At 54.7% G+C, this 24,123-nt stretch carries 20 protein-coding genes and 1 pseudogene; 9 read left to right on the top strand and 12 right to left on the bottom strand.

The window, feature by feature from the left end; genetic code table 11:
* Positions 1-222: 222 nt before the first annotated feature.
* The 6 genes and pseudogenes from BLP82_RS14730 to tmk all read left to right on the top strand — a co-directional run bounded on the left by BLP82_RS14730 (position 223) and on the right by tmk (position 5,868).
* Positions 223-1,546 (top strand): annotated as a pseudogene (locus BLP82_RS14730) (tyrosine-type recombinase/integrase).
* Positions 1,547-2,914: 1,368 nt separating this feature from the next.
* The gene (locus BLP82_RS14745; RefSeq protein ID WP_092169119.1) at positions 2,915-3,172 is read left to right on the top strand and encodes a helix-turn-helix domain-containing protein; all 258 of its coding nucleotides are present in this window, start codon (positions 2,915-2,917) and stop codon (positions 3,170-3,172) included.
* Entirely contained in the window at positions 3,165-3,938 is a 774-nt protein-coding gene (locus BLP82_RS30530; RefSeq protein ID WP_139197859.1) for a radical SAM family protein, read from the top strand. The genes BLP82_RS14745 and BLP82_RS30530 overlap by 8 nt, the downstream gene beginning before the upstream one ends.
* On the top strand, positions 3,935-4,363 hold the full coding sequence (locus BLP82_RS14750) for a hypothetical protein (RefSeq protein ID WP_092169122.1): 429 nt from the start codon (positions 3,935-3,937) through the stop codon (positions 4,361-4,363). The genes BLP82_RS30530 and BLP82_RS14750 overlap by 4 nt, the downstream gene beginning before the upstream one ends.
* Positions 4,364-4,368: 5 nt before the next feature.
* Positions 4,369-5,187 (top strand): hypothetical protein, encoded by an 819-nt coding sequence (locus tag BLP82_RS14755; RefSeq protein ID WP_139197860.1) that lies wholly within the window; start codon positions 4,369-4,371, stop codon positions 5,185-5,187.
* A gap of 3 nt (positions 5,188-5,190) precedes the next feature.
* Positions 5,191-5,868, top strand: a complete 678-nt coding sequence (gene tmk, locus BLP82_RS14760) for a dTMP kinase (protein WP_092169128.1) — start codon at positions 5,191-5,193, stop codon at positions 5,866-5,868.
* Positions 5,869-6,568: 700 nt separating this feature from the next.
* On the opposite strand, the gene BLP82_RS14765 is transcribed toward tmk, so the two are convergent.
* A complete protein-coding gene (locus BLP82_RS14765) occupies positions 6,569-8,554 on the bottom strand; it encodes an ATP-binding protein (protein ID WP_092169131.1) in 1,986 nt (661 codons plus the stop codon).
* A 468-nt stretch (positions 8,555-9,022) separates the two neighbouring features.
* Complete coding sequence (locus BLP82_RS14770; protein WP_256576607.1) at positions 9,023-10,024, bottom strand: alpha/beta fold hydrolase; 1,002 nt, start codon at positions 10,022-10,024, stop codon at positions 9,023-9,025.
* Between the two features lie 500 nt (positions 10,025-10,524).
* On the opposite strand from BLP82_RS14770, the gene BLP82_RS14775 reads away from it, so the two are divergent.
* Positions 10,525-10,803 (top strand): DUF3077 domain-containing protein, encoded by a 279-nt coding sequence (locus BLP82_RS14775; protein ID WP_092169134.1) that lies wholly within the window; start codon positions 10,525-10,527, stop codon positions 10,801-10,803.
* A gap of 333 nt (positions 10,804-11,136) precedes the next feature.
* Positions 11,137-12,744 carry a methyl-accepting chemotaxis protein gene (locus BLP82_RS14780; RefSeq protein ID WP_092169137.1) on the top strand — a complete coding sequence of 536 codons (1,608 nt, stop codon included), beginning with the start codon at positions 11,137-11,139 and terminating at the stop codon, positions 12,742-12,744.
* A gap of 54 nt (positions 12,745-12,798) precedes the next feature.
* Here the strand turns inward: BLP82_RS14780 and BLP82_RS14785 are convergent, their stop codons facing one another.
* Positions 12,799-13,476 (bottom strand): RES family NAD+ phosphorylase, encoded by a 678-nt coding sequence (locus BLP82_RS14785; protein WP_060739640.1) that lies wholly within the window; start codon positions 13,474-13,476, stop codon positions 12,799-12,801.
* On the bottom strand, positions 13,476-13,886 hold the full coding sequence (locus tag BLP82_RS14790) for an MbcA/ParS/Xre antitoxin family protein (RefSeq protein WP_060739641.1): 411 nt from the start codon (positions 13,884-13,886) through the stop codon (positions 13,476-13,478). The genes BLP82_RS14785 and BLP82_RS14790 overlap by 1 nt, the downstream gene beginning before the upstream one ends.
* 345 nt (positions 13,887-14,231) lie before the next feature.
* On the opposite strand from BLP82_RS14790, the gene BLP82_RS14795 reads away from it, so the two are divergent.
* The gene (locus tag BLP82_RS14795; protein ID WP_092169140.1) at positions 14,232-15,158 is read left to right on the top strand and encodes a LysR family transcriptional regulator; all 927 of its coding nucleotides are present in this window, start codon (positions 14,232-14,234) and stop codon (positions 15,156-15,158) included.
* Here BLP82_RS14795 and BLP82_RS14800 read toward each other — a convergent pair.
* The 8 genes from BLP82_RS14800 to BLP82_RS14835 form a co-directional block, all read right to left on the bottom strand.
* The gene (locus tag BLP82_RS14800) at positions 15,075-15,392 is read right to left on the bottom strand and encodes an AzlD domain-containing protein (protein WP_072409143.1); all 318 of its coding nucleotides are present in this window, start codon (positions 15,390-15,392) and stop codon (positions 15,075-15,077) included. The two genes, BLP82_RS14795 and BLP82_RS14800, sit on opposite strands and share 84 nt — an antisense overlap.
* A complete protein-coding gene (locus BLP82_RS14805; RefSeq protein ID WP_053117411.1) occupies positions 15,371-16,084 on the bottom strand; it encodes an AzlC family ABC transporter permease in 714 nt (237 codons plus the stop codon). Before BLP82_RS14805 ends, BLP82_RS14800 begins: the two co-directional genes overlap by 22 nt.
* Positions 16,081-16,518 (bottom strand): GNAT family N-acetyltransferase, encoded by a 438-nt coding sequence (locus tag BLP82_RS14810; RefSeq protein ID WP_170842317.1) that lies wholly within the window; start codon positions 16,516-16,518, stop codon positions 16,081-16,083. Before BLP82_RS14810 ends, BLP82_RS14805 begins: the two co-directional genes overlap by 4 nt.
* A gap of 13 nt (positions 16,519-16,531) precedes the next feature.
* Positions 16,532-17,278 carry a 2OG-Fe dioxygenase family protein gene (locus BLP82_RS14815; RefSeq protein WP_092169142.1) on the bottom strand — a complete coding sequence of 249 codons (747 nt, stop codon included), beginning with the start codon at positions 17,276-17,278 and terminating at the stop codon, positions 16,532-16,534.
* A gap of 438 nt (positions 17,279-17,716) precedes the next feature.
* Complete coding sequence (locus BLP82_RS14820) at positions 17,717-19,003, bottom strand: OprD family porin (protein ID WP_092169145.1); 1,287 nt, start codon at positions 19,001-19,003, stop codon at positions 17,717-17,719.
* Between the two features lie 394 nt (positions 19,004-19,397).
* On the bottom strand, positions 19,398-19,598 hold the full coding sequence (locus BLP82_RS14825; protein WP_092169148.1) for a hypothetical protein: 201 nt from the start codon (positions 19,596-19,598) through the stop codon (positions 19,398-19,400).
* Between the two features lie 244 nt (positions 19,599-19,842).
* Positions 19,843-20,949 (bottom strand): agmatine deiminase, encoded by a 1,107-nt coding sequence (aguA, locus tag BLP82_RS14830; protein ID WP_092169151.1) that lies wholly within the window; start codon positions 20,947-20,949, stop codon positions 19,843-19,845.
* Between the two features lie 253 nt (positions 20,950-21,202).
* Entirely contained in the window at positions 21,203-24,115 is a 2,913-nt protein-coding gene (locus BLP82_RS14835; RefSeq protein WP_092169154.1) for an aminotransferase, read from the bottom strand.
* Between the last annotated feature and the right edge of the window lie 8 nt (positions 24,116-24,123).

The following is a 24,123-nucleotide window of genomic DNA, read 5'->3' on the forward strand; positions in this document are numbered from 1 at the left end:
ACTGACTTGTAATCAGTAGGTCCCGGGTTCGACTCCTGGTGCCGGCACCATACAAGGTTCCAGAGAAGGCTTTCAAAATCTCTGAAACCCCCGAAAAACCCGCCTTCTGGCGGGTTTTTTCGTTTTGGGGTTCCATCGGTTTCCGTCAGAAACTGGTGGATTCCAACCGTTTTAAGGGTAGAGTTTGGGATACAGGTCACTTCGATAAAAGGGAGTACCCTTATGTCGCGCACCACAGCTCCGCTCTCCGACGCAGCTTGCCGCTTGGCAAAAACCTACAGTCCGCGCCTACAAGCTTTTCGACGGCGATGGCCTCTATCTTCTAGTCCAACCCAATGGCCGCAAAGGCTGGCGGCTCCGTTACGTCAAACCTGACGGACGGGAAGGACTGACCTCGTTCGGCAACTACCCCGTCATTGGCCTCGCCGATGCACGCCGCAAACGCTTGGAAGTCAAGCGAATGCTGGCGGATGGCGTTGATCCTATAGAGACCAAGCACCAAGCTAAGGCGGAAGCCGTAATCAAAGGCAGAACCTTTGAAAGCGTTGCGCTCGACTGGCATACGGAAATGTCGGCCAAGTGGGCACCTGGCCATTCCAAGACAGTGATGAGCCGCCTCAAAACCCACGTATTCCCGCTGATCGGCGCACGCGCCATTGTTGATCTCGACACCCATGACCTTATGCAGCCCTTGGAAGCGATCAAGAAGCGCGGAACGATAGACGTTGCTTTAAGGGTACAAAACTACCTGCAGAGCATCATGCGCGAGGCAAAGCGCCTCCGGCTTATCACCATAAACCCTGCTTACGACCTCGAAGGCTCGATCAAGGCCCTGCGGGTGGTGCATCGCCCCGCTCTACCCTTATCGCGACTGCCGGAATTGCAGGAGCGGATCGACACCTATAAAGGCCGGGCACTTACCCGTCTGACGGTGATGCTGTCGCTGCATGTGTTTGTACGATCCAGCGAACTGCGTTTCGCCCGCTGGAGCGAGTTCGACCTCAAGCGCGGTACCTGGGAGATACCGGACACTCGACCAGCGTTGGAAGGCGTACCCTTTTCCACAAGGGGTACGAAGATGGCAGGGGATATCCATTTAGTATCCTTATCGCCGCAAGCAGTGGCGCTACTCGAAAAAATCCATGCACTCACAGGCAAATTCGCATTGGTCTTCGCAGGGGATGCCAAACCCTGGAAGCCCATGTCCGAAAATACCGTGAACAACGCGCTTCGGACGATGGGATACGACACCAAAACCGATATCTGCGGGCATGGGTTTCGTTCAATGGCCTGCAGCGCACTGATCGAGTCAGGACTGTGGTCCGAGACCGCCATTGAAAGGCAGATGAGCCACAAGGAACGCAACAACGTCCGTGCCGCTTACATCCACAAGGCCGAGTTCATCGAGGAGCGCAGGCTGATCATGAACTGGTGGAGCCGGTATCTGGAGGCCAACCGGCAGGAGCATGTCACTCCACACGAATTCGCAAACCAGACCGGAGCGAACGTCACTCGCCTAAAAGCAAAACCTGGCGCAACCGAGTAAGCGCTCGGTCTTCATATCTCTGTGATCCGCTTGTCCACGCGGGTCCATCCAAACAGGGCTGCAAAGCCGCCCTGCTTGGATGGACCTCACTTAAAAAATCCAAAGCCCACGCAACTGTCTGTGGAAAACCACGGATTTCCACCGGTGGATAATTTCATCCACAACCGCAGAAGTCCTGAAAATTGGCGTCTTGACCCGAATTATCCACAGGCGTAGAAAAGATCGGGCAAAGCGCTGTCGTCGACAGCAACCCAGGTAGCCAGAACCTTTAAGGCTACGCCACACGGTGGTGGTTCTCCCAAAGTGCGATTAGCGTCCGGCGGCTCGCACGGTCACAGCGATGTGATGGATGCCTACTTTTACCAGTGTGCCCACTGCGGCAACTCATCCCCTTTCATATCTGCCCTGCAGCAACCTATCCGCTTGGCCATTCCCCTGCGCCAAGCTGCGTCCGTCTCTTTCTCCCGGAAAGAGACGGGCGCTCCTACCACTGCTGCAGCCCAACTTGTACAAGGCTTTGCGGCATTACCCCTCGTGACAATCGACGTGACAAACACCGAAGTCACCAGCAACAGCGATGCAGATGATGGTGCCGCAGCCCACGGAATGGACTGCACCTGACTGACAGTCAGGCATGCCCCGGTCATCGCCTCACTGCCTTCACCCGACTCAGAATCTCGCGGCGCCGGTTTCGTCAGCCAGCGCAGCCTCCACCCGCCCACCTCTTCGGAGGTGTTCAGGAGGCCAGATCATGAGATGCCCAAGCTCCCGGTCGTAAAGAGCCGCCAGTCCCGCGTTAGTGGACAACCCTCACAGGTCGCAGGGGCCTTGATCCCTGATAACACTCAACATTCGTGGCGGGATGACGTGGGGAAGAGATTGGCAATTTTTGGAGGATGGCTATGCAACTGCGCGAAGACCAAGGACCATCACCTCCCTTGCTCCAACGGCAGATATCCCCCTTGCACTAACCATGGACCGAAGCCCACTGGCGTGTCCCGCCCTGCCGTGCCTAAGCAGAGGCCCCGAAAGACGGAGATGCCATTGAGCGTCAAGTGATCATCGGCTCCCGGTCGTCCGCTGCGACAGGACAGAGCGGAGACATCGGTACCCCGCTCCTGGTCTGCGTTGGGGAGCTCATCCCGTTTTGGCCTGCTGGCGCTAATGGCGACGGATTCTGCGGGAATCGGCATTTCAAAGGATCTGGTACAGGTCTGGTTCACCACACTGAATTTATGGCTCAGGCACCTCCCCTGACTGCCATTCTTCACCAGAAAAGCTGAGTCGTAAGCTAATGTTAATTTCCCGATCGGGAAAAAATGTACAATAGGTAGAAATAGCTAACCAAATTGTTTTTGGACATTCATCATGGCTTTCGTCGGTTCTTGTGCCTTAATTGGTAGCACTGTGGCAACGTCGCGAAAAGCTTTGCATATGACGCAGCGTCAGCTGGCAGACACTGCGGGTGTGGGAGTGCGGTTTATTGTTGACCTAGAAGCTGGTAAAGAAACAGTCAGGATGGGATTGGTTTTAGTTGTTCTTTCCGCTTTAGGGATGAATATAAACTTGGAGAAGGCGGGTTGCCCCCCCATTAAAGATAGTGGCATAGGGGGAGTGAATGGCTAGTTACATCTCAGGCACTAAGGACCGCATCTTCATAAACCCTACTTTAGGGTGTGACTCTAACTGCTCCTATTGTTATTTAGGAACACAAGGTCTAGATATTGGAAAAAAAACCATAAGCCCCAAAAGTGCTGAGTTTCTGATTGAAGGTCTGCTTGCTTTCCCGGGTTTTAGAAAAGGTAAGGAAGGGACAGTCATCTCTATTGGATGCTACTCAGAGTGCTGGAGTTCCGCTAATATCGCCGTCACAAAAGATTTTATAAAAGCAGCACTTGATTTTTTAAATCCGATACAGTTCGCGACCAAACGCTCGGTGAGCACTACTCAGCTAGCAGATATTTTTCCGTTAATACAGTGGAGCGGGCAGCTATCTCTATTTATATCATGCTCAACAATATCTCAGTGGCGCACCTATGAAAAAGGAACATCAAAACCCCAAGATAGATTCAGAGAAATAACCGAACTGCTGTCGAACGGCTTAAAGGTTTGCATTTACATTAAGCCTGTACTAGACAGCGTTACAATAAATGATTTGGATTTATTCGCCAACGTGATAGATCGCACTGGCTGCTCTGTAGTTGTCGGCGACATATTTAATTTTACATCATCCAACAGTAGACCAGATTTGATTAAGGCGCCAATTCCTTCAACTGGACTCTATGTGTGCGCTAGCAATGACATGGAATACATTTTAAACTTCTTTCGTGCGAAAAAGTATATCTGTTATAATAACAGTGTCGAAGCCATTAATTTCTGGAGGTCCGAATGAACGCAAACAACGAAATTATATATGTAAAAGACAGAATCAATGAGATTGAAGGGAAAGACTTCCCTACAGCAATTTCCTCATTCTCTGACCCCCAGAACTTAATTGTAGCCCTGCTCGGCTCTTTAGGGTTTGACTCCGTTTCTTACGACCAGAAAAATACTGAATACCATTATTACTCAATGATTCAATCTCAGAGAGTTGATTTGGTTGTATTTGATACCAGGTCGCGGAGCTTGAGTGGGCATGCCGTATCTGACTTAGAAGCGGCTTTTTCTATAGTGAAGGCTATTGAGGGCTCTCTTAGTGACGCAATGTATTTTCCTCCGGACCTGAGAAAGAAAGCGGTTGATTCCGTAATAAGTGATGCAGGTGTTGATGAAGATTTCTTTAAGAAAGTCTTGGCGAACTGGAAAACATATAAGTGAACGCTATGAGTGACGTGCTTTCAGGACTAAATACATTTTCAGGCGCGTTCTTTTCTGCAGCCGTACTTGCGATACTTGCGCTAGGGGGAATTCTGACTCTCCTAGAGTGGAGTGGTTTTTTACCTCAGGCTTTGTCGAGGTTTTTGCTACGAAATAGAGTCAGGGAGCTTAAAGACATTCTAAAAGATATGGGAGTAGACTTTTCCGAACAAAAAAAATTACGATTTCGATCGAAGCTTGCTTCATATTTTGATGGAAATTCCGACATTGCTTCCGAAGTAAAAAAAATTATAGCCAAACACTTGAGGAAAGGAGACTTTAAAGTTGGCCGCACTTCTGACTTTAAAATTAAGGACTTCGCCGATTTGATGTCCGCCTCGTGTGACCCGAAAGAGGCAGTATTGATTGCTAGATGCCTAAGCACATATTTGAAAAATAATATCTCTGAGTTTAGTGCTGACTCTTTCGACTTCGTAGCATGCCCGAAGAGTGGCTCGCCATTTATCGCTTATGAGTTTGCTAAAATCTTGCAAAAACCACTGGTATTGCACGATTGTCACGAGGAAAAGTACCGAGTGGACGACCCCACACTAAGTGCCCTATCGAAAATTGATTATGGATTCGATCTAAGGCCAGGCATGGTTGGCTTGGTCGTAGACGATAGCACTACTGGCGGAAGGAAAGTCTGCTCACTGGTGAGCGATCTGCGTCACTTCGGCTGCGTAATTGGCGACTGCCTTGTGGCCTTTGAACCACAAGGGAAAAATGGGAAGAATCTTCTTTTATCAAATGGCGTTAGACTTCATTCGATTGTTAAGCGGTGACGTATGGGAAAGATAATTGCGATCGAAGGTATTGATGGTAGTGGTAAAAACACTCAGTCAAACAAAATCCTTCAAGGCTTTTTAGATAACGGCTTTAAGTGCGAGAAAATGTCTTTCCCACGATATGGAGAGACGTTTTTCGGCCGTGAAGTTGGGCGCTACCTAAATGGGGAATTTGGTACTCTCGAGTCCATTAGCCCTAAGCTTTCGGCAATGCTGTATGCTGGCGATAGATACGAGTCTAGAGATGATATTCTAAGCAAGATTGCCGGCAACGGAATTCTTATTTGTGACCGTTATGTTTATTCTAACGTCGCCCATCAAAGCGCAAAACTTTCAACTGAAGCCCGTGATGAAATTTCGCAATGGATTGAAGAGTTAGAATTCAAGATCTACAAGTTACCCAAGCCAGACCTGACAATCTTTCTCGACGTCCCCCCGGAAGTTTCAGGAAACTTGATCCTTAAAAAAGAGCTAAGGGATTACACCGATAAAAAGAAAGACCTTCACGAAGAAGACGAAAGCTACCTTGAGAAAGTTTATCATGTCTTTAAAAATCTTGCCTGTGAAACGCCAGATTGGATTATAATTGACTGCTTTGAGAACGGTTTATTACTTGGCGAAAATGAGATTTATGAAAAAATCAGAACGGAGCTAATAAAGAGAGATTTTTACAGTTGACTTGACCTATTGAGAAATTTCTACGATTCCAAAGTTAGCTGAGGGCGCGCAGATTTCTGTATGTTAACTAAATATGCGCCCCTAACCCCACCTATATTAGGATGGGGTTTAAATTGCTTGAAATCAATGGCAAGCCATTAAAGCACTGGCAGTGCATCACGATGCCTACAATGGAATGTTTAAGGTCTATAATTATGTAGTAGTTAAGGATGCGCAAATAGGGATCGCATGTATTAGGATGTACCTAGGCCGCACCTCCTGCCCGGAAAGCTGCGTGGTACTCGTCCGGCCAACTCACCCTCCGAGCTCCGAGCATTGAGGACGATGGTGGTCGCGTATTTTTAAGCAGACGCGATCGCCCTTACTGCCAGTTTTTTTTGCGCCAATGAAGCTCTTATCCGAAACCGTTCAAAGCTCAGGTGGTTTAGGCTTTGTACGAAATACCGAGAAACCCAATCGCCCCCCTCGAAAGCTGAGATTTTGTGGGGCCTGCAGCCATCTACGGAAAGGAATTCCGTGATGGCAAAGCGCTATGAACTTAGATGAGATCTGGACTGTGGTTACCGATCTCTTCACCGAACCCGACGGCAGGGAACGGCGACCCCACTCGTGACAATCGGCGCAGAAAACAGTGTTGTTTCTGAGAGCGGGTTACCACACCGGTAGCCGAAGTCTGACTTTAAGAAGCCTAAGTATGCGGCTAAGCGACCATTTCTTTCGGAGCATCAGAGGTTCTCACCGCAGCCACTATGTCGTCTGCAGAATCATGCCTGCCATCAGTAAGCCGTTCCAATTCGAGTTGGAGATTTTTATTTAAAAAATCGTGCTTCAACTCAAACTCAGTAAAAATCTCACTCCATCTAAATGCGTACACTCGATACTCACCAATAAACATCAATCCAGGCTCACCATGATTTTTATGACTCTTTATCTGGCTTTCAATATAACCAGTTGAATCAAATTGATTCCCTATCAAATAAAATTTCCAATCCATATTTGAACCGTTAAACTGATCAATTGATCTAATTACCTGATAATAATCATAAACTTGATCAAACTCTTTCTTGCCCAGTCGTATATTCGTAGGATGCTTTAGCTCTAGAACTATATTTTCTACTATGTTTTGTTTCTTCCCTTGCCTAACAAGAAACAAATCCATTTCTCTGTTTTTGCTCTCGTGATCAACTGTATCCTTACTACCTATACCATGCAGCAAATATGTATATCGGCGTAAAGCTTCTTCAAATTTGGGCTCAGCGGCGGTTAGAAGTTGGTACTCCTCACCTATAAGCCAGTAATTTTTCTCCATCATCTTCTGCAGATGCGGGACTTCTCCGGCATACATATTCGGATCAAATACCAGTTTTTTAAATTCCGCAACAGACTTATATCGATCGCTTATCAACTCAATGGTATTTACTATCGATGACATTTTGGTTGTTTGCAGTTGACGCGCAAAGCGCTCCCTCTCCCCTGAGGACAAATCTATTACACCGTCAAGTATTTTGAATAAATCCTCAACCTCACCACTGTCAACAATTAACGATATAAACCTTATGAAGGTCACCTTTTGAGTAGGGTTCAAGTTGGAAAATATTTTTGGCTCTACCTGATAAAGTTGAGTAATGATCTCTTTCAGATCTTCATGCCGCGCTAGTTCCCAATTATTCTTCGAATTAAATTCAGGAAAGTAGCCTTTAGCCTCGAACTCTTCTACTAGCTTCTTGGCATGATCGACAATGAAAGGTTTACGCTTAGCTCTCAAGAATGAATTAACGCTCTTTATCAGCTCCTTGAATTCTTCAGATTGATCCGTCCGAGGGGATAACAGATCAATTTGCCCGCCTTCCTTCCCAACACTAAAATCTTTGAAGTAATCACTAACCACAAAAACACTATGATAAAACTCATCACCTTTATTATTCAGGGTCGTCGGGCGTGAATACTTAAAGCTACCCACAAGATCTGAACAATAGAATCGGGAGAAGTGGCGATTCAATTTCTTAGACCACCTTACAAACTTAACATCAAAGAGGCAGTCAGCAATATTTAGAGTAAATTCCTCTGAATCTCTAACGAGCGACTCACAGGGTATATCATTGCCATTAATACGAATCGCGAAACCTTGATCTCTTTTCAGCTCCAACAGCCATGCGAAATCCTTAATCAGGTATGAAGTCAACTCATCCTTAATGTAAGACTCGGACAGGCCGATAATATTTTCAAAACTAACACACGTGCCTACCTCTCTACCGGAAACTTTTTCCTCAGAGGAGAAGCTGTAGTTGTCAATGTCATCATCGCTTACTTTTATTTCATACTCATATACTTCATCACCGCTGGCATATCGAGTCCTCCATATTGCTCTTTGTGCAAAATGGAAAAAGGTCAAGCGTCCAAGGCCATTTTTACCATGTACAAGTGAGTGCTGCACCTCAAGATCTCTTTTTTCAGAAGAGAGAATAGGTTTAAACTTATTCTCAACCTGAAGGTGTGGAATTCCCGATCCATTGTCCTGTACAGCGAGATTTTTGACACCCCCCAGATCATCAACTTCGTATCTAACATCAACAGAAGTCGCACCGGCATCAAAGCCATTCCATATATATTCAGCTACAGCCCTATAAGGCTTGATAGCCTTAAGCCTATTTTTAATCCCTTTTGCTTTGACTTCAACTTTGGCCATTATCCCCGCCTTACACTCTCACTAACATAGACAACATAGCAACAACGTTATGTGCGTGCAAATATAGCACCACCTTAAAGTCTTGGCCACACCTACACTTAACAACTACAACTCCGCTATCCTTCTCTAGGCATGTAGAAATACGCACCGCTACATAAAGATGCAATAGAATTGCGGAATTCGATAGTAATTAATCTGTTGGGCGGACAATGTAAATATTCCCCTCGGCTGCTTAAGTTGATCACATCCGGGATGTTCAGAAAGAAGAAAAGGATATTTTTAGGGATAGCCTGGCGATTATTATAATAATTAATCTATTAACATCATATGGTTACCGCACTTTTTCGACTCCTGGTGCCGCACCATACAAAACAAGCCCTCGCAGAAATGCGAGGGCTTTGTTGTTTCTGGGGTATTGATATCCCCTACCCCTGCCTCCGTCGCAACTCGCCAAGACCTAAGCACTCCTTAATTTCGCAAGAAATCCAGGATCGCTTGACTGGTAGCTTCCGCTTTTTCCTCAAGCACCCAATGCCCGGTATTTTGCAAGATCAAGGAATGGGGTTGCGAGGTAATGTGCTGCACTTGCTCGGCCAACGTCTTGCCTCTTGAGTGATCCCCGCCAATGGTGAGCACCGGGAGGGTCAGTTTATTTTCAGCGAATGCCTGATTGTCATTTGCGTCATGCTCTATCCAGGCCGAATAAAGTTTGAAAGCTGCGCCCATGCGCCCTGACCGGGAATAATCGTTCAACAAGGCCTCGCGCACCTCTTGCGTTACCTTGGGATTTCCTGGGTAAACGAACTCATCGAAAAACATGTCCAGGTAAATCTTTTCTTTACCCTTGATCATTTTTTCGGCGGTGCTTCCAAAGAAGCGAAAATGCCACTTGCTCGAGATACCGGTTGCGGGGTTGCCATTAAAAGGAATCTCCCACCCTGGAATACCCGGGATAAAGCCGTCCATTAAGACGATGTGTTTGGTTTCGTATGGATAAAGTGCGCCGTAGGCATAGGCGACAATCAAACCCATGTCGTGCCCCACAACATCAACCCGATTCATCTGCAGTTTTTTAATTAGCTCATGCAGATCCAGCGCCATGTTCTTCTTGTCATAACCACTGGCTGAAATATCCGTTTCTCCGGCGCCACGATAATCAGGAACGACAGGAGTGTAGCCAGCGCGCACCAAGCGCCCCATCACGGCCTCCCAATTCCTCCAGCTTCCCGGAAAGCCATGGATCAGAAGCACCGGTCTTTCACCGTTACCGCTCACCAGATAGTGCATGCGAATGCCGTTCACATCCGCGTATTCACTTCTGAATACTTCACCATCAATGACCATGCCAGGCCCTTCCATCAATGGAATCGTTGCATGCGACTGAGCGGAAGAGGCTGGAAAAGCCAAGATGTCGGAAAGAATAAATTGCCTCATCCTGAAGACCACCTTGAGCCAGATGACTTCTTCCACACCGCGTCCAGACTGAGCAAACCTAGCTTGGATGTATCCACAATAAATTCGCCACTGTCAGGACTGACAGTGGCGACGAGTGGATATCGACGATTTTTCGTAAACGCTTTGCCATTGCCCCATGAAAAGAAGGTTTCAGACCACTGGACTCCAGCCAGTTAGAGGCTACAAGCCAGGTAAAATCTGGATACGCAATTTTGGATTCGCCAGCATCGCGCCACGATTGCCCCTCCTCCAATCGCTGACTACTCTTCAGCGGTCGCTGCCAATTCAGCGACCGGGCGTAGGAAACCCGAAGTAAATCAAGGCGTATCAGCTGCGCCTCGCTTACTATTGCAGGCGCTTTTTTTGTGTCTGCGATATGCGTTATGGCGGCTGTGCGCGGGACACCTTCGGGTGTGCCGGGTGCCTTGATTCCCGGTTTTCCTACCCCGTGCATGGCCGCCACCCAATCCCGTAGGAAAGGACGGTTGCGGCTCTCACAGTCAAGGAGCCAGACAATGCCAAACCCGCAAGACATCAAAACCCCAGGCCTAACCCCCTTCTGCTACCACTCCGACCACCCGCTCTTCCGCGTCAACAGCGGCATACCCATCGGCGAAGCCCTGTCCCACGCTTCCGATCTGCTCCACGTTGCCAAGGTCCTGGCCGAGGACGCGGCGATGATTCGCGGTACGGATCGGTATGCCTGGGCGTCGTGTTATTTGCAGGATATGAGCAAGGCCGTCATCGACGACGTGGTGAAGGTGCTGGAGGCGCCGGGGAGTAATCCTGCTTAAGGGCCGCAGGCCCAATGCTGCCCGCTGGGTCGAGCAGCATTGGGTTTCTTCTGTATGACGGGAACGATTGAAGGGCTGCTTCGCAGCCCAGCGGGAGCAAGCTCCCTCGCCACGGATTTGGGGGCAGAACACGATTACTGACTGCAATGAGTTTGTGGGATTTCTGAATGGGCTGTGTTCCCGCCACCCTGCCCCTGTCCAAACAGTTTGCAACGTATTCATCTAATCAAATCCCCCGCCGATAGCCTCAGATAAGCGCCTGGAATACCGCAAGGCTCCGTTCGCGCTCGACTACACTTTTCCAGAATTCTCCCGCTCCAGGAGCAGTAAGCGATGAAGATCCGCACCAAGGTCATAGGCTCGGGGTTGGTCAGTCTTTCTTTTGCGTTGCTGCTCGGCGGTATCGGGTTGTGGGGCTATCACTCCATGACCGAGGCTCTGGTGCAGAACGAGACCAGCATTTCCGCCATGCGCAAGCACATGGAGGCGGACATGATGCACGACGCCATTCGTGCCGATGTGCTCGCCGCTCTGCTGGTCAAGCCGGGGGATGCCCAGGGGACTAAGGAGGTGCTGGAGGCGTTCGATGAGCATACGCAGCGGATGCGCAAGGTCATCGCCGAAAATGCCGAGGCGAAGTTGCCGGAGGATGTGGCCAAGGCAATTGGCGAGCTCAAGCCACAGGTGGAGACCTACATTGATAAAGCCAAGCAAATAATCAGCAAGGCACTGAGCGGCGCCCAGGATGGCCAGGCGTTGCGGGCGGAGTTCGACGGGGCGTTTTCGGCGTTGGAGGAGCGCAACGAGGCAGTGAGTGAACTGATCGAGAACCAGGCGCAGTCATCCCGCGAGCATCAGGACGGCAGCATTCAGAGCTCGGAGCGTTGGCTGATCGTGACGTTGCTGGCCACCTGCGTGGCGCTGGCGCTGTTGTCGTGGAGCCTGCTCAAGGCGGTGCTTACACCGCTGAACAAGATCATCCTCAATACCCAGGCGATTTCCCAAGGGGATCTGCAGCGCTCCATGGGCACGCAAAGCAAGGATGAGCTGGGCCAGCTGCAAGGCGTGATCGAGCAGATGCAGACCAATCTGCGGCAGATGATCGCCACGATCCGCGGCCAGAGCGATGAGTTGCACGGCACGTCCCGGAACCTGGGCGATACGGCGCGGCAGATTGTCTCCAGTGCCGACCAGCAGGCCCAGAGCGCGACCAGTATGGCGGCGAGCATGGAGCAGATGATGGCGAACATCAGCCAGATCCATCAGCACGCCGATAGCGCCCGGACGATTTCGGCGCAGTCCGAACAATTGGCGAGCAGCGGCGGCCAGGTAATTCTCGGGGTGGTGGAAGGCATGAATCGGATCGCCGAGGTGGTCAACCAGTCCTCCAGCAAGATCACCGCGCTGGATGCCTCGTCCGAGGACATCCATTCCATCATTCAGGTGATCAAGAGCATCGCCGAACAGACCAATTTGCTGGCGCTCAACGCCGCCATCGAAGCCGCCCGCGCCGGTGAAGCGGGCCGTGGTTTTGCGGTGGTGGCCGACGAAGTGCGCAACCTGGCGGCGCGCACCACCCAGTCCACCCAGGAAATCACCGCGATGATCGAACGCATCCAGTCCAGTGCACGGGATGCGGTGGCGAACATGCAGGCGTGTGTCAGCCGCGTGGACGAAGGCGTCAACCTGGCCCAGCAGGCCGGGGTGTCCATCAGCGAGATCCGCACCGGTGCCCGGCATGCGGCCGAAGTGGTGGAGGAAATTTCCCAGACCATTGCCGAGCAATCCAAAGCCAGTGATGAAATGGCCCAGCGGGTGGAGTCGATTGCCGAGCAGTCCCGCGAGAACACCCGTTCGATTCACAACCTGACGCAAACGGCGGATCAATTGAACGATGCGGCGGGATCGATGCAGGCTTCGGTGCAGCAGTTCAAGATTTGATCGAATACCCGTGGCGAGGGAGCTTGCTCCCGCTGGGCTGCCTAGCAGCCCTTTTCAAACCTCGCTCACCTCGAACACAAACGAAATCTCCCGCTTCTGGGCACTCCAGACGTAGCGAATATGCTTGCCTTGCACCGGAATCGAAACCGCCGGCGGGCGAAACGCGGCCACGCATTCGTGACCCGGCAGGCGGACGCTGTTGTACAGCAACCCCCAAGACAAGGTTTCCCGCAGCTGCCGGGCGAACACCTGGGATGGGCCGTAGGCCGTAGGGTCCGGGTTGTGGAGGTGGGGGTAGTCGTGGCGAATGTCGTGCAGGGGTTTGACGACCTTGTTGACGTAGGTGCGCATGGTCAACTCCAGGTCCGGCTCATTGGTCGCCCCGAGGAATCGCGCCTGGTGGTAGCAGGTCTCGGCGATGGCGGCTTCCTGGCTGCTGGCGGCGTAGTAGACACCGAAGGTGCCGTCGCTGAAGCGGCTGCTTTTGCCGATGTGGGTAAACGCCGCCATCACCGGCGAGGAGCCGGGCCCGGAAACGCGATCCTCGGGGCGGACCCGGGACAGTACGCCGGCCTGTTCCATCAGCCGATCGTTGGTCAGCGCTTCCAGGGCGTAGGCCGTGGGCAGGTCTTCCGGGTCGAGTACGTCTTCAAACAGCGAAATCGGTGGGAAGCTGCTGTTGACGATCCGATAGGCCCGTTTCCATTGCGGGTCCGCCAGGGGTGGCATCATTAACCGCGCACTCCGTCCAGGTATCGCCGCACATCGGCGATGTCCACCACCCGCCCGGTCAACATGTAGGACAGCGCCGACTGGCCATTGAACGGTGCCGCGGTATTCGGGCTGCTGACCCACTGATAGGCACGGTCCCGGCTATTGCTGAAGATAATGCTCAGCGCCTTGTGGATACCCATGAGGTAGGAAATGCGCTCCAGCGTATCGCGAGGCAGCCTCACGTTCTCCGGCAACTGTTTGTATTTGTAGAAGGTTGTGTTTCCCACCTTACCCAACAAGGTGCGCTGCTGCTCGACGCTGCAGCCCCAGAGCGCCATGAGGTTGAAGAAAAACTTCAACGCGACTCGACCCGCATCCGGGGAGTCCAATTGCTGCTGCGCGTTGAGGGTGATGGAGGAAGTCGCCATGGCTTTAGGCTCCTTTTTAGCGGGGTGGTGTTTAGAGGATAGTACACATATGGATTATTTTTAAGTTTTTATTCGCAAACGGACTCTAGCGACACTCTATTTGAACCCATTCGGCATGGCTTTCCAGGCCAACAAACGCAACCAAGTTCCCACTAATGGGTCTTGGCCAGCATCCACTGGGCAAAAGCCCCAAATCCCGCATAAGCTCCAACCATCGCCTCCCGGCGCTTTTCGGCACAAAATCGCGACAAGCGTGGCAAGGTGCATGATGATAGCCGGCATGGCCACCTGGCCGGCCCAGGTGCACAACAATAGCGAGCCCACTTAAGCAGAGGGCATTACCTCATGGATAGCAGAACCCTACGCAACCTCATGCGTATCGTGCAGACCGGCTCGTTGTCGGCAGCGGCCGAGCATTCGTGCCTCACGGTGCAGGCGTTGGCGGCGCAGTTGAACAAGGTCGAGGAACAGTTCGGTTTCCGCTTGTTCCGACGCTCGAACAAGGGCCTGACGTTGACGAGCCAGGGCTCGGAACTGACCCCCTTCATGGATCAGGTACTGATTGCCACCCGGCAATTGGAAGAAAAAGTCGCGGCACTCAAGACTCCGCGACAGCGCACGCTCCGGGTGGCGCTCAATACCACCCTGCCGGCGGAATTCAACCGACGGATGATCGATCGATTGATCGCCGTGTTCCCCCAGTATCAATTGGAATTCAGCTACGCCGAGTCGATGGAGAACCTGAGCAAGCTCAGGAACGAAGATTTTGACCTGGCGATCCTGATTGGGCAGCAACAGAGCGGTTTTACCAGCATTGCCATGCCGGATGTGCAGGTGCGGGTGGTTGGCGCCCATTGTGGCGACGAAGACGACTCCCTTGGCCTGCTCGGTGACAAGTTTCAGGTGCGTCCGGCAGAAGAGTGTCCGTATTCCCGCAGCTTCCTGCGCTTTCTCGACGCTGGCCTGGGTGAATACGGGTCGAGCCAGCGCATGGTGTATTCCTGCAGTGAGACGCTGACATTGTCGTTGATCACGCAACTCGATGGCTTGGGGCTGGTATCCCGGGAGGCGGCGCTGCGCAACGGCCTGGCGATTTTCCCGGACTTCGAGGATTTCCTCGAGGTTCGCCTGGCGGTGAACAATCCGGAGTTGTCTGGCCAGGCGCTGCACGATGTGGTGGACCTGACGCTACAGGAACGAACCGAGCGCGATGTACGCCGCCGTGCCCAGCGCCACACTGAGAAACAGGTTACGGCTGAAATACGCACATAACAGCGTCGGAATCGCGGCATAAAACTCAGGGCGGTCGAGTTGTATCTGCTGGTCCTTGATCAATAACGGGGTCAGGCTGATGGCAGCGACGATCGCCACTGGCAGGTATTCCAGGGCACGGGCGACGAAGGGCGGCCAATGCTCGGTATTGACCTGCAACGGCAGGGCACGTGGCAGGAAGGTCACGGCCATCATCAGGACCACGACCAGGATCAGGAACGTTTGGTCAGGCATACGCCCACCCCGCAGCCAACGAACGTGGCAATGAAGACATTGAACGGCGAGCTGCCCAGCAGGCTCAGCCCGCCCATGCAGACGACGGCCGCCAGGGCCGCGATCAGTTTGTTGCGGGTGTCGCACAACGAAACCAGCACATAGAGCATCATCGCGGTCAGCGCATAGTCCAGCTGGTATTTGATGAGGTGCGCCGCGTATTGCGCGCACACCGCGCCCAGCAAGCCACCGAGCACCCAGGACGTATGGCAGAACAGGTTGAAACCGACCAGGTAGCGCACGCTCACCGGCGCCCCGCTGCCGAGCTTGACGCTGTGGAAAGCGAATGACTCGTCCGTCAACCCTGCCGCGTAGCACCAGCGTTCGAAACGACTGAGCCCCAGCGCACGCAGGGCCTTGGCCATGTAGACCGACATCAGCATGTGCCGGGCATTGATCAGGAACGTGGTGAGCACGATGGTGGTCAGTGACGCACCGCTGGAAATCAACGCCAGCGCCGCGAATTGCGAAGCACCCGCGTAGACGAACAGGCACATCGCCACCGGCAACCACAGGGGCAGCCCGGCGTTGACCGCCATCAGACCGAACACAAACGAAACCGTGAAATAACCCGCTACCACCGGACTGGCTTCAGCAAAGGTACGCGAGGCTTGTGGTTCGACCGCCAGCGGCTGGCTGGAAGTCTTGTTCATAAATCCCTCTCGAAGGTGATTTCACCCCGGGGTTCACAGAACCCCTGGGCGGCCCAGAAACGCTTGCCGGCCAGATTAGCATCGTCGACGAAAAGGAACATGCGCAGCACGCCTACCCGCTTCATGTCAGCCGATGCGGCCTCCACCAGGCGCTGGCCCAGGCCTTTGGTGCGATGCTGCGGGCTGACCGCCAAGTGATTGATCGTGCCACGGGTACCGAGCATGCCGCCGATCACCGCGCCCACCACGTCACCGCTCGCATCGATGGCCAGGTACGCGGTGGTGGTGTCCTGCAACAACACACCGCGCAAGAATCGGGCGTCCTGCCATTCACAGAACGACACTTCGTCGAAACCGCGAAAGAACCGCTCCAGTCGCTCGGCGTCCCGGACCATGGCCCGGCGCAACAGGACTTGCTGCACCGGGTCGTCCATGGGTTCGAGCCGTTCAGCGAACAATGTCGAAAGCGGTCCCGGGCCGCGAGAAGGAAATGGCCAGGATCTGCCGGTACGCCATGTCATGGCTATGGATATTGCGCGCCGGGGTCACGTAGTGGCGCATGTCGCGGTCCAGGAAGAACGTGGTGTCGAGGATGTCCTCGTAGGTCGTCGCCGCCAGTTGTTCTTCCTGGGCGCTGTACAAACGGCTCTCCGCACCCGCCACATTCTGGCGCCCCCAGAAGTGCACGCCGCTGAACGGATAGCCGTCGCAGTGAATCCCTTCGGGGGTGATTTCCAGTTGTTTGCCCGGCTTGATCTCGATGCGGATCTGATGGATCTGGCACTGCCAGATTTCATCGTGCAAGTCCTGGGGCAGGACGTTCTTGTACACCTCGAAGTCTGTATCGATCAGGCTGCGCATCACCGGCGAATTGATCACTTCGTTGGAGAAGTCCTGGAAATGACGCTCCAGTCCACCGACATAGCTGTTGTTGGCCTTGGACTGAACGTAGGCCCGGTGTTCGAGCTGCTTGAGCTCTCGGGTCGTAGGGTTGTATTCGAAGTCGCTGTAGCGGCGAAAACGCATGCCTGACTCGGCCTGGCCGTAGTAACTGTCAGGCTCCATGTTTTCCCAGCTTTTGGTCAGCCGGACGAAATCGCCGAAATGACCGTAGAGGTTGAAGTCCCCACCGCGAACGTTGACGTATTTGTCACGTCTCAGCGCTTCGCCCACTTCCCTGTTCAGAACGATCATTTTTCATAGGTCTCCACTGCATTGAGCGGCCTAATCTAGTAGGTGCAGGATTTACGTCCATGAGAAAGTATTTGAGGCATTTCAAGCGACGCTTGAAACGGAGGGCAACATTGCATTAGTACGACTTTTTCTCGGGAAAACAGGCTGTTTCAGTAGTTTTTCTTGCGCAAAAAGCCAAAAGAACCCGAGTTTGGCATCGCAACGCTATTCACTTCAGGCAGGTATGAATCAGTTGTGACGAGGGAGCTTGCTCCCGCTGGGCTGCGCCCTGTAGACGCTGTGTAGGAGCTGTCGAGTGCAACGAGGCTGCGATCCTTCCCCAGACACTTGAGTCCCAAGCGAAAGATCAAAAGATCGCAGCCTTCGGCAGCTCCTACGGCCAGCGGGAGCAACACTGCCCCTCGCCACGGTTTTACAAGCTCGTAACCCGTCCAGGCATCAGAAGACGCTGATCGGGTAATCCACGAACACCCGCAGTTCATTGCCGCTGACGTTGTATTCGCTGGACTTCTGCGACACCCGCAACACGGAGCTGCGCAACCTGACGCTCAAGTCCTTGGCCGGGCCGCCCTGGACCACGTACTTGAACTGGTTGAAGATCTCGCGCTCGGTACCGCCTTCGCTAGTGGACGTGGTGATGTTATCGCCACGCACATAAGCGACGTTGTAGGTCAGGCCCGGAACGCCGAAGGTGGTGAAGTCCAGGCCGTAGCCCAACTGCCAGCTGCGCTCATCCTCGGCGTTGAAGTCGGACCAGTAGGAGTTGGCCAGGTAGATCGTGTTGCCGCCGTCACCCACACGATTCTGCCCGCGCTGATAGCCGCCGTAGGCGTAGCCCAGGTTGCTGTCGCCGGTGCTGCGCTGGTGAGCGAGCGTAAAGCTGTGCGGGCCGGTGGCGAAGGTGGCGGCCAGGCTCCAGATCTTGTTGTCGTCGCCGGTGACGTTGTTTTCGCGAACGTAGCTGTTGTCCAGCTTGGTGCGATAACCGTTGAAGTCCAGAGTCAGGGACTGATCCTTGGCCAGCGGGAACACGTAGTTGGCGTTCACGTATTGCTTCTTCAATACGTCCTCGACATCCGAGGCGTAGAGCGAAGCCTTGAACTGCTCGGTGAACTGGTAGCTGCCGCCCAATACGTTGATCGACTTCAGGCCACCGCTGTCACGGCCTTCGGCGCTCTTGCGCGATTCGGCGGTGAAACGGCCGGCATTCAGTTCCAGGCCCTTGATCTCCTTGGAGGTGATCAGCGTGCCGGTGTAGCTTTCCGGCAGCAGGCGCGAGTTGTCATAGCTCAGCACCGGCAGGGCCGGCATCTGGTCACCGTAGGCCAGTACGGTATTGGAAACGCGGAACTTGACCGCGGCACCGAACTTGGACAAGTCATCGGCCGCGTTGCCGCTGTCGCCTTGCTTGAAGAAGTCGATGCCTTGCGCACCGCTACGACCTTTGCCGCCGTCCAGACGCAACGCGTACAGGCCGAAGGCATCTACACCCACGCCCACCGTGCCTTGGGTGAAACCGGACGAGAACGTACCGATGGCCGCCTGGCCCCATTCGGCCTTGTCCTCGTTGCCGTCTTTATAGTCGCGGTTGATATAAGCGTTGCGCAACAGCACTTTCAAGCTGCTGTCTTCAACGAACCCCTTTGACTCCGCCTGGTCGTTGGCCATGGCGTGTGTCGTGCTCAAGATCCCCAGTGCGATCAAACTAATGCGCTTGTTCAACATGATTATTTTCCTTGTACGGGTTGATACGCACCGCGGCGAGCAGCCGAAATGGCGCTTTCTGCGCTCTTTTTCGGACTCTTGCTCCTGAAAATAATGAAAAGGCCCGCCCACTTCTGATCGTGTCGGGCCTTTTTATTATTTAAGAGTCATGGCTGTCAGCCACAGGCGTAGGGCGAATCCTAGTCGCGCCCTCAACAGTGTGTCAATTTCGTGAATCGTCTGTAATCAGGCGAAAAACATCTAAGATTCGATCAAAACGAACAGCCGTCCAAACCGCAAGTCGCCGAGGGCGCGCAGGCCTGCTCCCACAGGGATTTTGTGTGAATTCGAAAACCCGCGGGCACAAAAAAAGCGCTGCCATCCCGGCCAGCGCTTTTTATCAATCCGTCGAATTCTATCCTTGCATCACATCCCACAACGCTTCCAGCTCAGCCTCGCTGAACAGGCCCGCGGGGTAACGCTCAACGATCACCCGGCGCGGATCAGGTTCTCTGATCTGACGCGTTCCGTTGGACTTCAACCACTGCGCCAAGGCTTGAAGCGACTCACCATTAACGGCCAAGGGATGGCATGTGCGCTCGCTTGTCATATTCATTCCAGCGCCCTCTCCTGGTTGATGAGCGGCTAATTTATCCAAGGTTTATGACAAAACAACTCAGCTCCATTCCCCGGAACTGCTGCAGATCCGATACAAGAGCTATGCCAATGTATCCACGCCCACCCATGTACAGATACAAAAAAACCCGCGACCCAATCGGGCCGCGGGCTTGCCGGGATGGATCCAAAATCGCCGCCCCAGGGCCGGCGCAGGCGCTATCAGCCGGCTGTTACATCGCCACTCATTTTACGTACGGCGCGGGTTGCTGTTGGGTAAGGCAATGAATATTCCCGCCACCCAGTAACAGTTCGCGCCCGGGCACCATGACCACTTCGTGCTGCGGGAACAGGTTCTGGAGGATGTCCCTGGCCGGTGCATCCAGCGGATCGTCAAAGCTGGGTGCGATGATGCCGCCGTTGACGATCAGGAAGTTCACATAGGAACCGGCCAGTCGCACGGTTGGGTTGCGCTCCTGGGAGCCTTCCACCGCATCCACGCCCGCGCATTCCTCTTCAGTGGCATACATCGGCCCCGGAATCGGCATTTTGTGCACTGTGAACGGGCGCCCCTTGGCGTCAGTGCTGTTTTGCAGCACATCCATCGCCGCATGGCAGCGGGTGTAGTTCGGGTTTTGCGGGTCGTCGGTCCAGGCAAGCAGGACTTCCCCCGGACGCACGTAGCAGCAGAAGTTATCCACATGACCGTCGGTTTCGTCATTGAACAGACCGTCCGGCAGCCAGATGATCTTGTCCACCGCCAATTGCGCGCTGAGCACCGCCTCGATCTGCTCACGACTCATGTGTGGGTTGCGATTGCGGTTGAGCAGGCACTCCTCGGTGGTGATCACAGTCCCTTCGCCATCCACATGGATCGACCCGCCCTCGAGCACAAAACCTTCGGTGCGATAACGCGGGCTGCGTTCGATCTCGAGGATCTTGCTGGCCACTTGCGAATCACGGTTCCAGGGCGCGTACAGGCCGCCGTCAAAACCGCCCCAGGCGTTGAAATCCCAATCGACACCGCGCACTTCCCCGCTGTCATTGATTACGAACGTAGGGCCGGTATCGCGGACCCAGGCGTCGTCGCTGGACATTTCCACCAGGCGGATATTCGGCACGTCGAGGCGCGCCCGGGCATTTTCGTACTGGGCCGCGGACACCGCCACGGTCACCGGTTCAAAACGGGCGATGGCCTTGGCGACCGCCACGTGGGCGGCCTGTGCGGGCTTGCCACCCAGGCGCCAGTTGTCCGGGCGCTCGGGCCAGATCATCCAGACCTGGCTCTGGGTCGCCCATTCGGCCGGCATGTGGAAACCATCCGCGCGCGGAGTGCTGTGCAACGTTGTCATGGGTCATCTCCTGGGCGATGGGCAGTGGCAACTTTATAAACGATAAATATCGACTAATAAAGTCAAAAAAATTAAAACCCAACAAAAAATAGCGATAAACACCGACAAAAATCGATTTAAAAAGTAACGCCAGCCCCTGTGGGAGCGGGCTTGCTCGCGATAGCGGTCGTTCAGCCACATTAATGCTGGCTTGGACACCGTCATCGCGAGCAAGCTCGCTCCCACAGGGGAACAGCTTGACGTTCCAGATCGATTACAGCCCCTCGTCCAATACCTTCGCCAGCATATCGACAAAGAAATCCACACTCTGACGCGTGGTCACCATCGGCGGTTTGATCTTGAGGATGTTCAGATAATCGCCAGTCGGTTGCATGAAGATCCCTAACTCCCGCAGACGATTGCACAGCACCATGGTTTCTTCAGTGGCCGGTTCCAGGGTCTCGCGATCACGGATCAGTTCCACGCCCAGGTAGAACCCGGAACCATGCACCGCACCGACCAATGGATACTGGTCGATCAAGGCCTCCAGTCGAGCCTTGAAGTGCCCGCCAACCACCCGTGCGTTTTCCCAGAGATCGTCTTCTTCCATGACATCCAGCACCGCCATGCCGATCTGGCAACTGACCGGGCTGCCACCGGCCGAGGAGAAGAAGTACCCCTCGGCTTCCAGTGCCTCGGCGATCTCCCGGCGGGTGATGACCGCACCCAGCGGCTGGCCGTTGCCCATGCCCTTGGCCATGGTAATGATGTCCGGCACCACGCCTTGCTCTTCGAAGCCCCAGAAAAACTCGCCCATGCGTCCGTAACCGACCTGCACCTCGTCGGCGATACAGACCCCACCGCGCTCACGCACCATCGCGTAGACATGCTTCAGGTAACCGGGCGGCAGTGCGATCCCACCGGCGTTGCCGTAAACCGGCTCACAGATGAAACCGGCGAGCTGACGCTTGCTCTCGGCAATTTTCGCCAGGTTGTGCTCGACGCTGCGCACGTAGTCCGGCGCACTGCCGGGACCACGGAACTCGCCACGGTAAGTGTTCGGGGCGGTCACCGGGTGCACCCAGTCCGGACGGCTGCTCAGGGCCTGGGGGTTATCGGCGATGGACGTCGACACCGCATCGGCGGCCACCGACCAGCCGTGATAGGCCTCCAGCACACTGAGCATGTCCCGTCCGCCGCTGTAGGCCCAGGCCAGGCGAATCGCCAGGTCATTGGCCTCGGTGCCGCTGTTGACCAGGAACACCCGGTCCATGTTGGACGGCGACAGCGCCAGCAGACGCTCGGAGAATTCGGCGATCGCCGCGTAGTGGAAACGTGAGTTGGTGTTGAGCAGCGACCATTGCCGGGCAGCCACCGCCGCCATGCGTGGATGGCCGTGGCCCAGCACGGCGACGTTGTTGAGCATGTCCAGATACGAGCGACCCTGCATGTCGATCAGGTGGTTGCGCCAGCCACGCTCGATGCGCGGCGGATCGACGTAATAATGTTTCTGCGAACGGGCGAAGCTCGCATCACGGCGGGCCAGCAGTGCCTCGGGATCGACCTCCGGCTCGGCATCGCACGCCAGCCCCAACAGCACCGCCGGCGAAGGGCAAAGCGCCTGCCAGGCCAGGGCCCTGGAGGGCGTGCAGAACAGCGGCGGATTCACCTGGGCGCCCCGGCACAACTGGACCTGCAACGGCCCTGTCACGTCACCCAGCACCTGCCCCTTGACCAGCGCCGCCCCGGAATGCAACGGCGACGTCACGCCCCACAAGCGCACGCTCAACTGCGCGCTGTCCAGTTGCAACATACCGTCGGCGGCCTTGTGCACAACCCCGGCGAACGGCGATTCGAGCGGCGTGCCCTGGGGCACACTCAACGCCACGTGCAATGGATAAGTATCGGGTTCGACGGCGCTGTCCGGCCGGGTGCGAGACAAACGGTACTGCCCGTAGCGACTGGCGGCCAGGCCGTGAAGCCCGGCGGCTTCGTCCAGCAGACGCTGGTCGATCCCGGGCTGCTCCCAATTGCCGGCCTCGAAATGCGGGCTCAACACACCCAGGTCGATCAGGGCGAACTCACGCCCCACCAGGGTCGGCAACAGCGGCGCAAAGCCCTCGCTGGCAATGGCCGGCAGGCTGTGGCCGACGGCGGTGAGTATCGCCGCTTCCATCAGTTCGAAGGGCACCGAGTGAGCCACTCGGAAAATCTCCCACTCATGGGCCAGGTTGTCGCGGCTGTATTGGTTGTCCGGGTCGATGGAAACCTGCTGTTCACCGCTGAGCACCAGCACCGCGGCGCGCGCCACGATCAGTGGCCACAGCGCCAACAGCTCCTGATGTTGCAAGGGGTTGACCGCGTGGTAGGCCTTGATCGCCGGCAAGATGAAGAACGGATCGCCGTCGGCGTGATGCAGCAGGGCCGCGCACGTCACCGACAAGTCAGTGATGCGCCAGGTACGGACCAGGTCGCCGAAATCGATGACGCCCTGCAATTGCCACTGGCGCTGGGCGTCGCGCTGCCAGACCACGTTGTCATCGGTGATGTCCATGTGGATCGCCTGCACCGGCAAGCTCGCCTTGAGCGGTTGCAAGCGCCGCTCGGCCTGTTGCGCGACCTCGGCGACCAGATGGCGCCGTTGTTCATCCGCGATGACAGGCAACAGGTACTCGACCAGGGCCGGGGCATGGCGCGCGTCCCATTGCAGGGTGCGCTCCAGGCCCGGGTGGTCGAATGTCGCCAGGGCCAGGTCCATTTCCGCGCACAGGCGGCCCAGGCCCGTTACAAGCTCGGGGGGCAGGTGCTTGAGTTGCGTAAGGGACTGGCCGTCGATGTACTCCAGCAGGCGCATGTGAATCGCTTGGCCGTCGACGTCCAACGTCAACAGGTCCAGCCCGTTGCTGGCGCAAATCACCCGCGGGACTTTTACCGTGTCGTGTCCGGCCAACTGCTTGAGGGCTGCGTGTTGGGCCTGTATTTCCGGGACAGCGTAGTCGCCGTGGCAAATTTTCAACACAAAGCGCCCGCGTTCGCTGTCGACGCGGTAGTTGAGGTCCTGGTTGCTGCCAAGGGGTCGCAGGTCGCCGCTGAGTCCGTAATTCAAGCGCAACAGCACCAGCGCTTGCTCGGCGCTGATCTGTGGGCTTGGCAAACTGGCACGGTGAACCAACGTAGCGAATGGCATACAAGGAC

The sequence above is a fragment of the Pseudomonas sp. NFACC37-1 genome, assembly GCF_900101575.1.
In the GTDB taxonomy this organism is placed as follows: Bacteria; Pseudomonadota; Gammaproteobacteria; order Pseudomonadales; family Pseudomonadaceae; genus Aquipseudomonas; species Aquipseudomonas fluorescens_AA.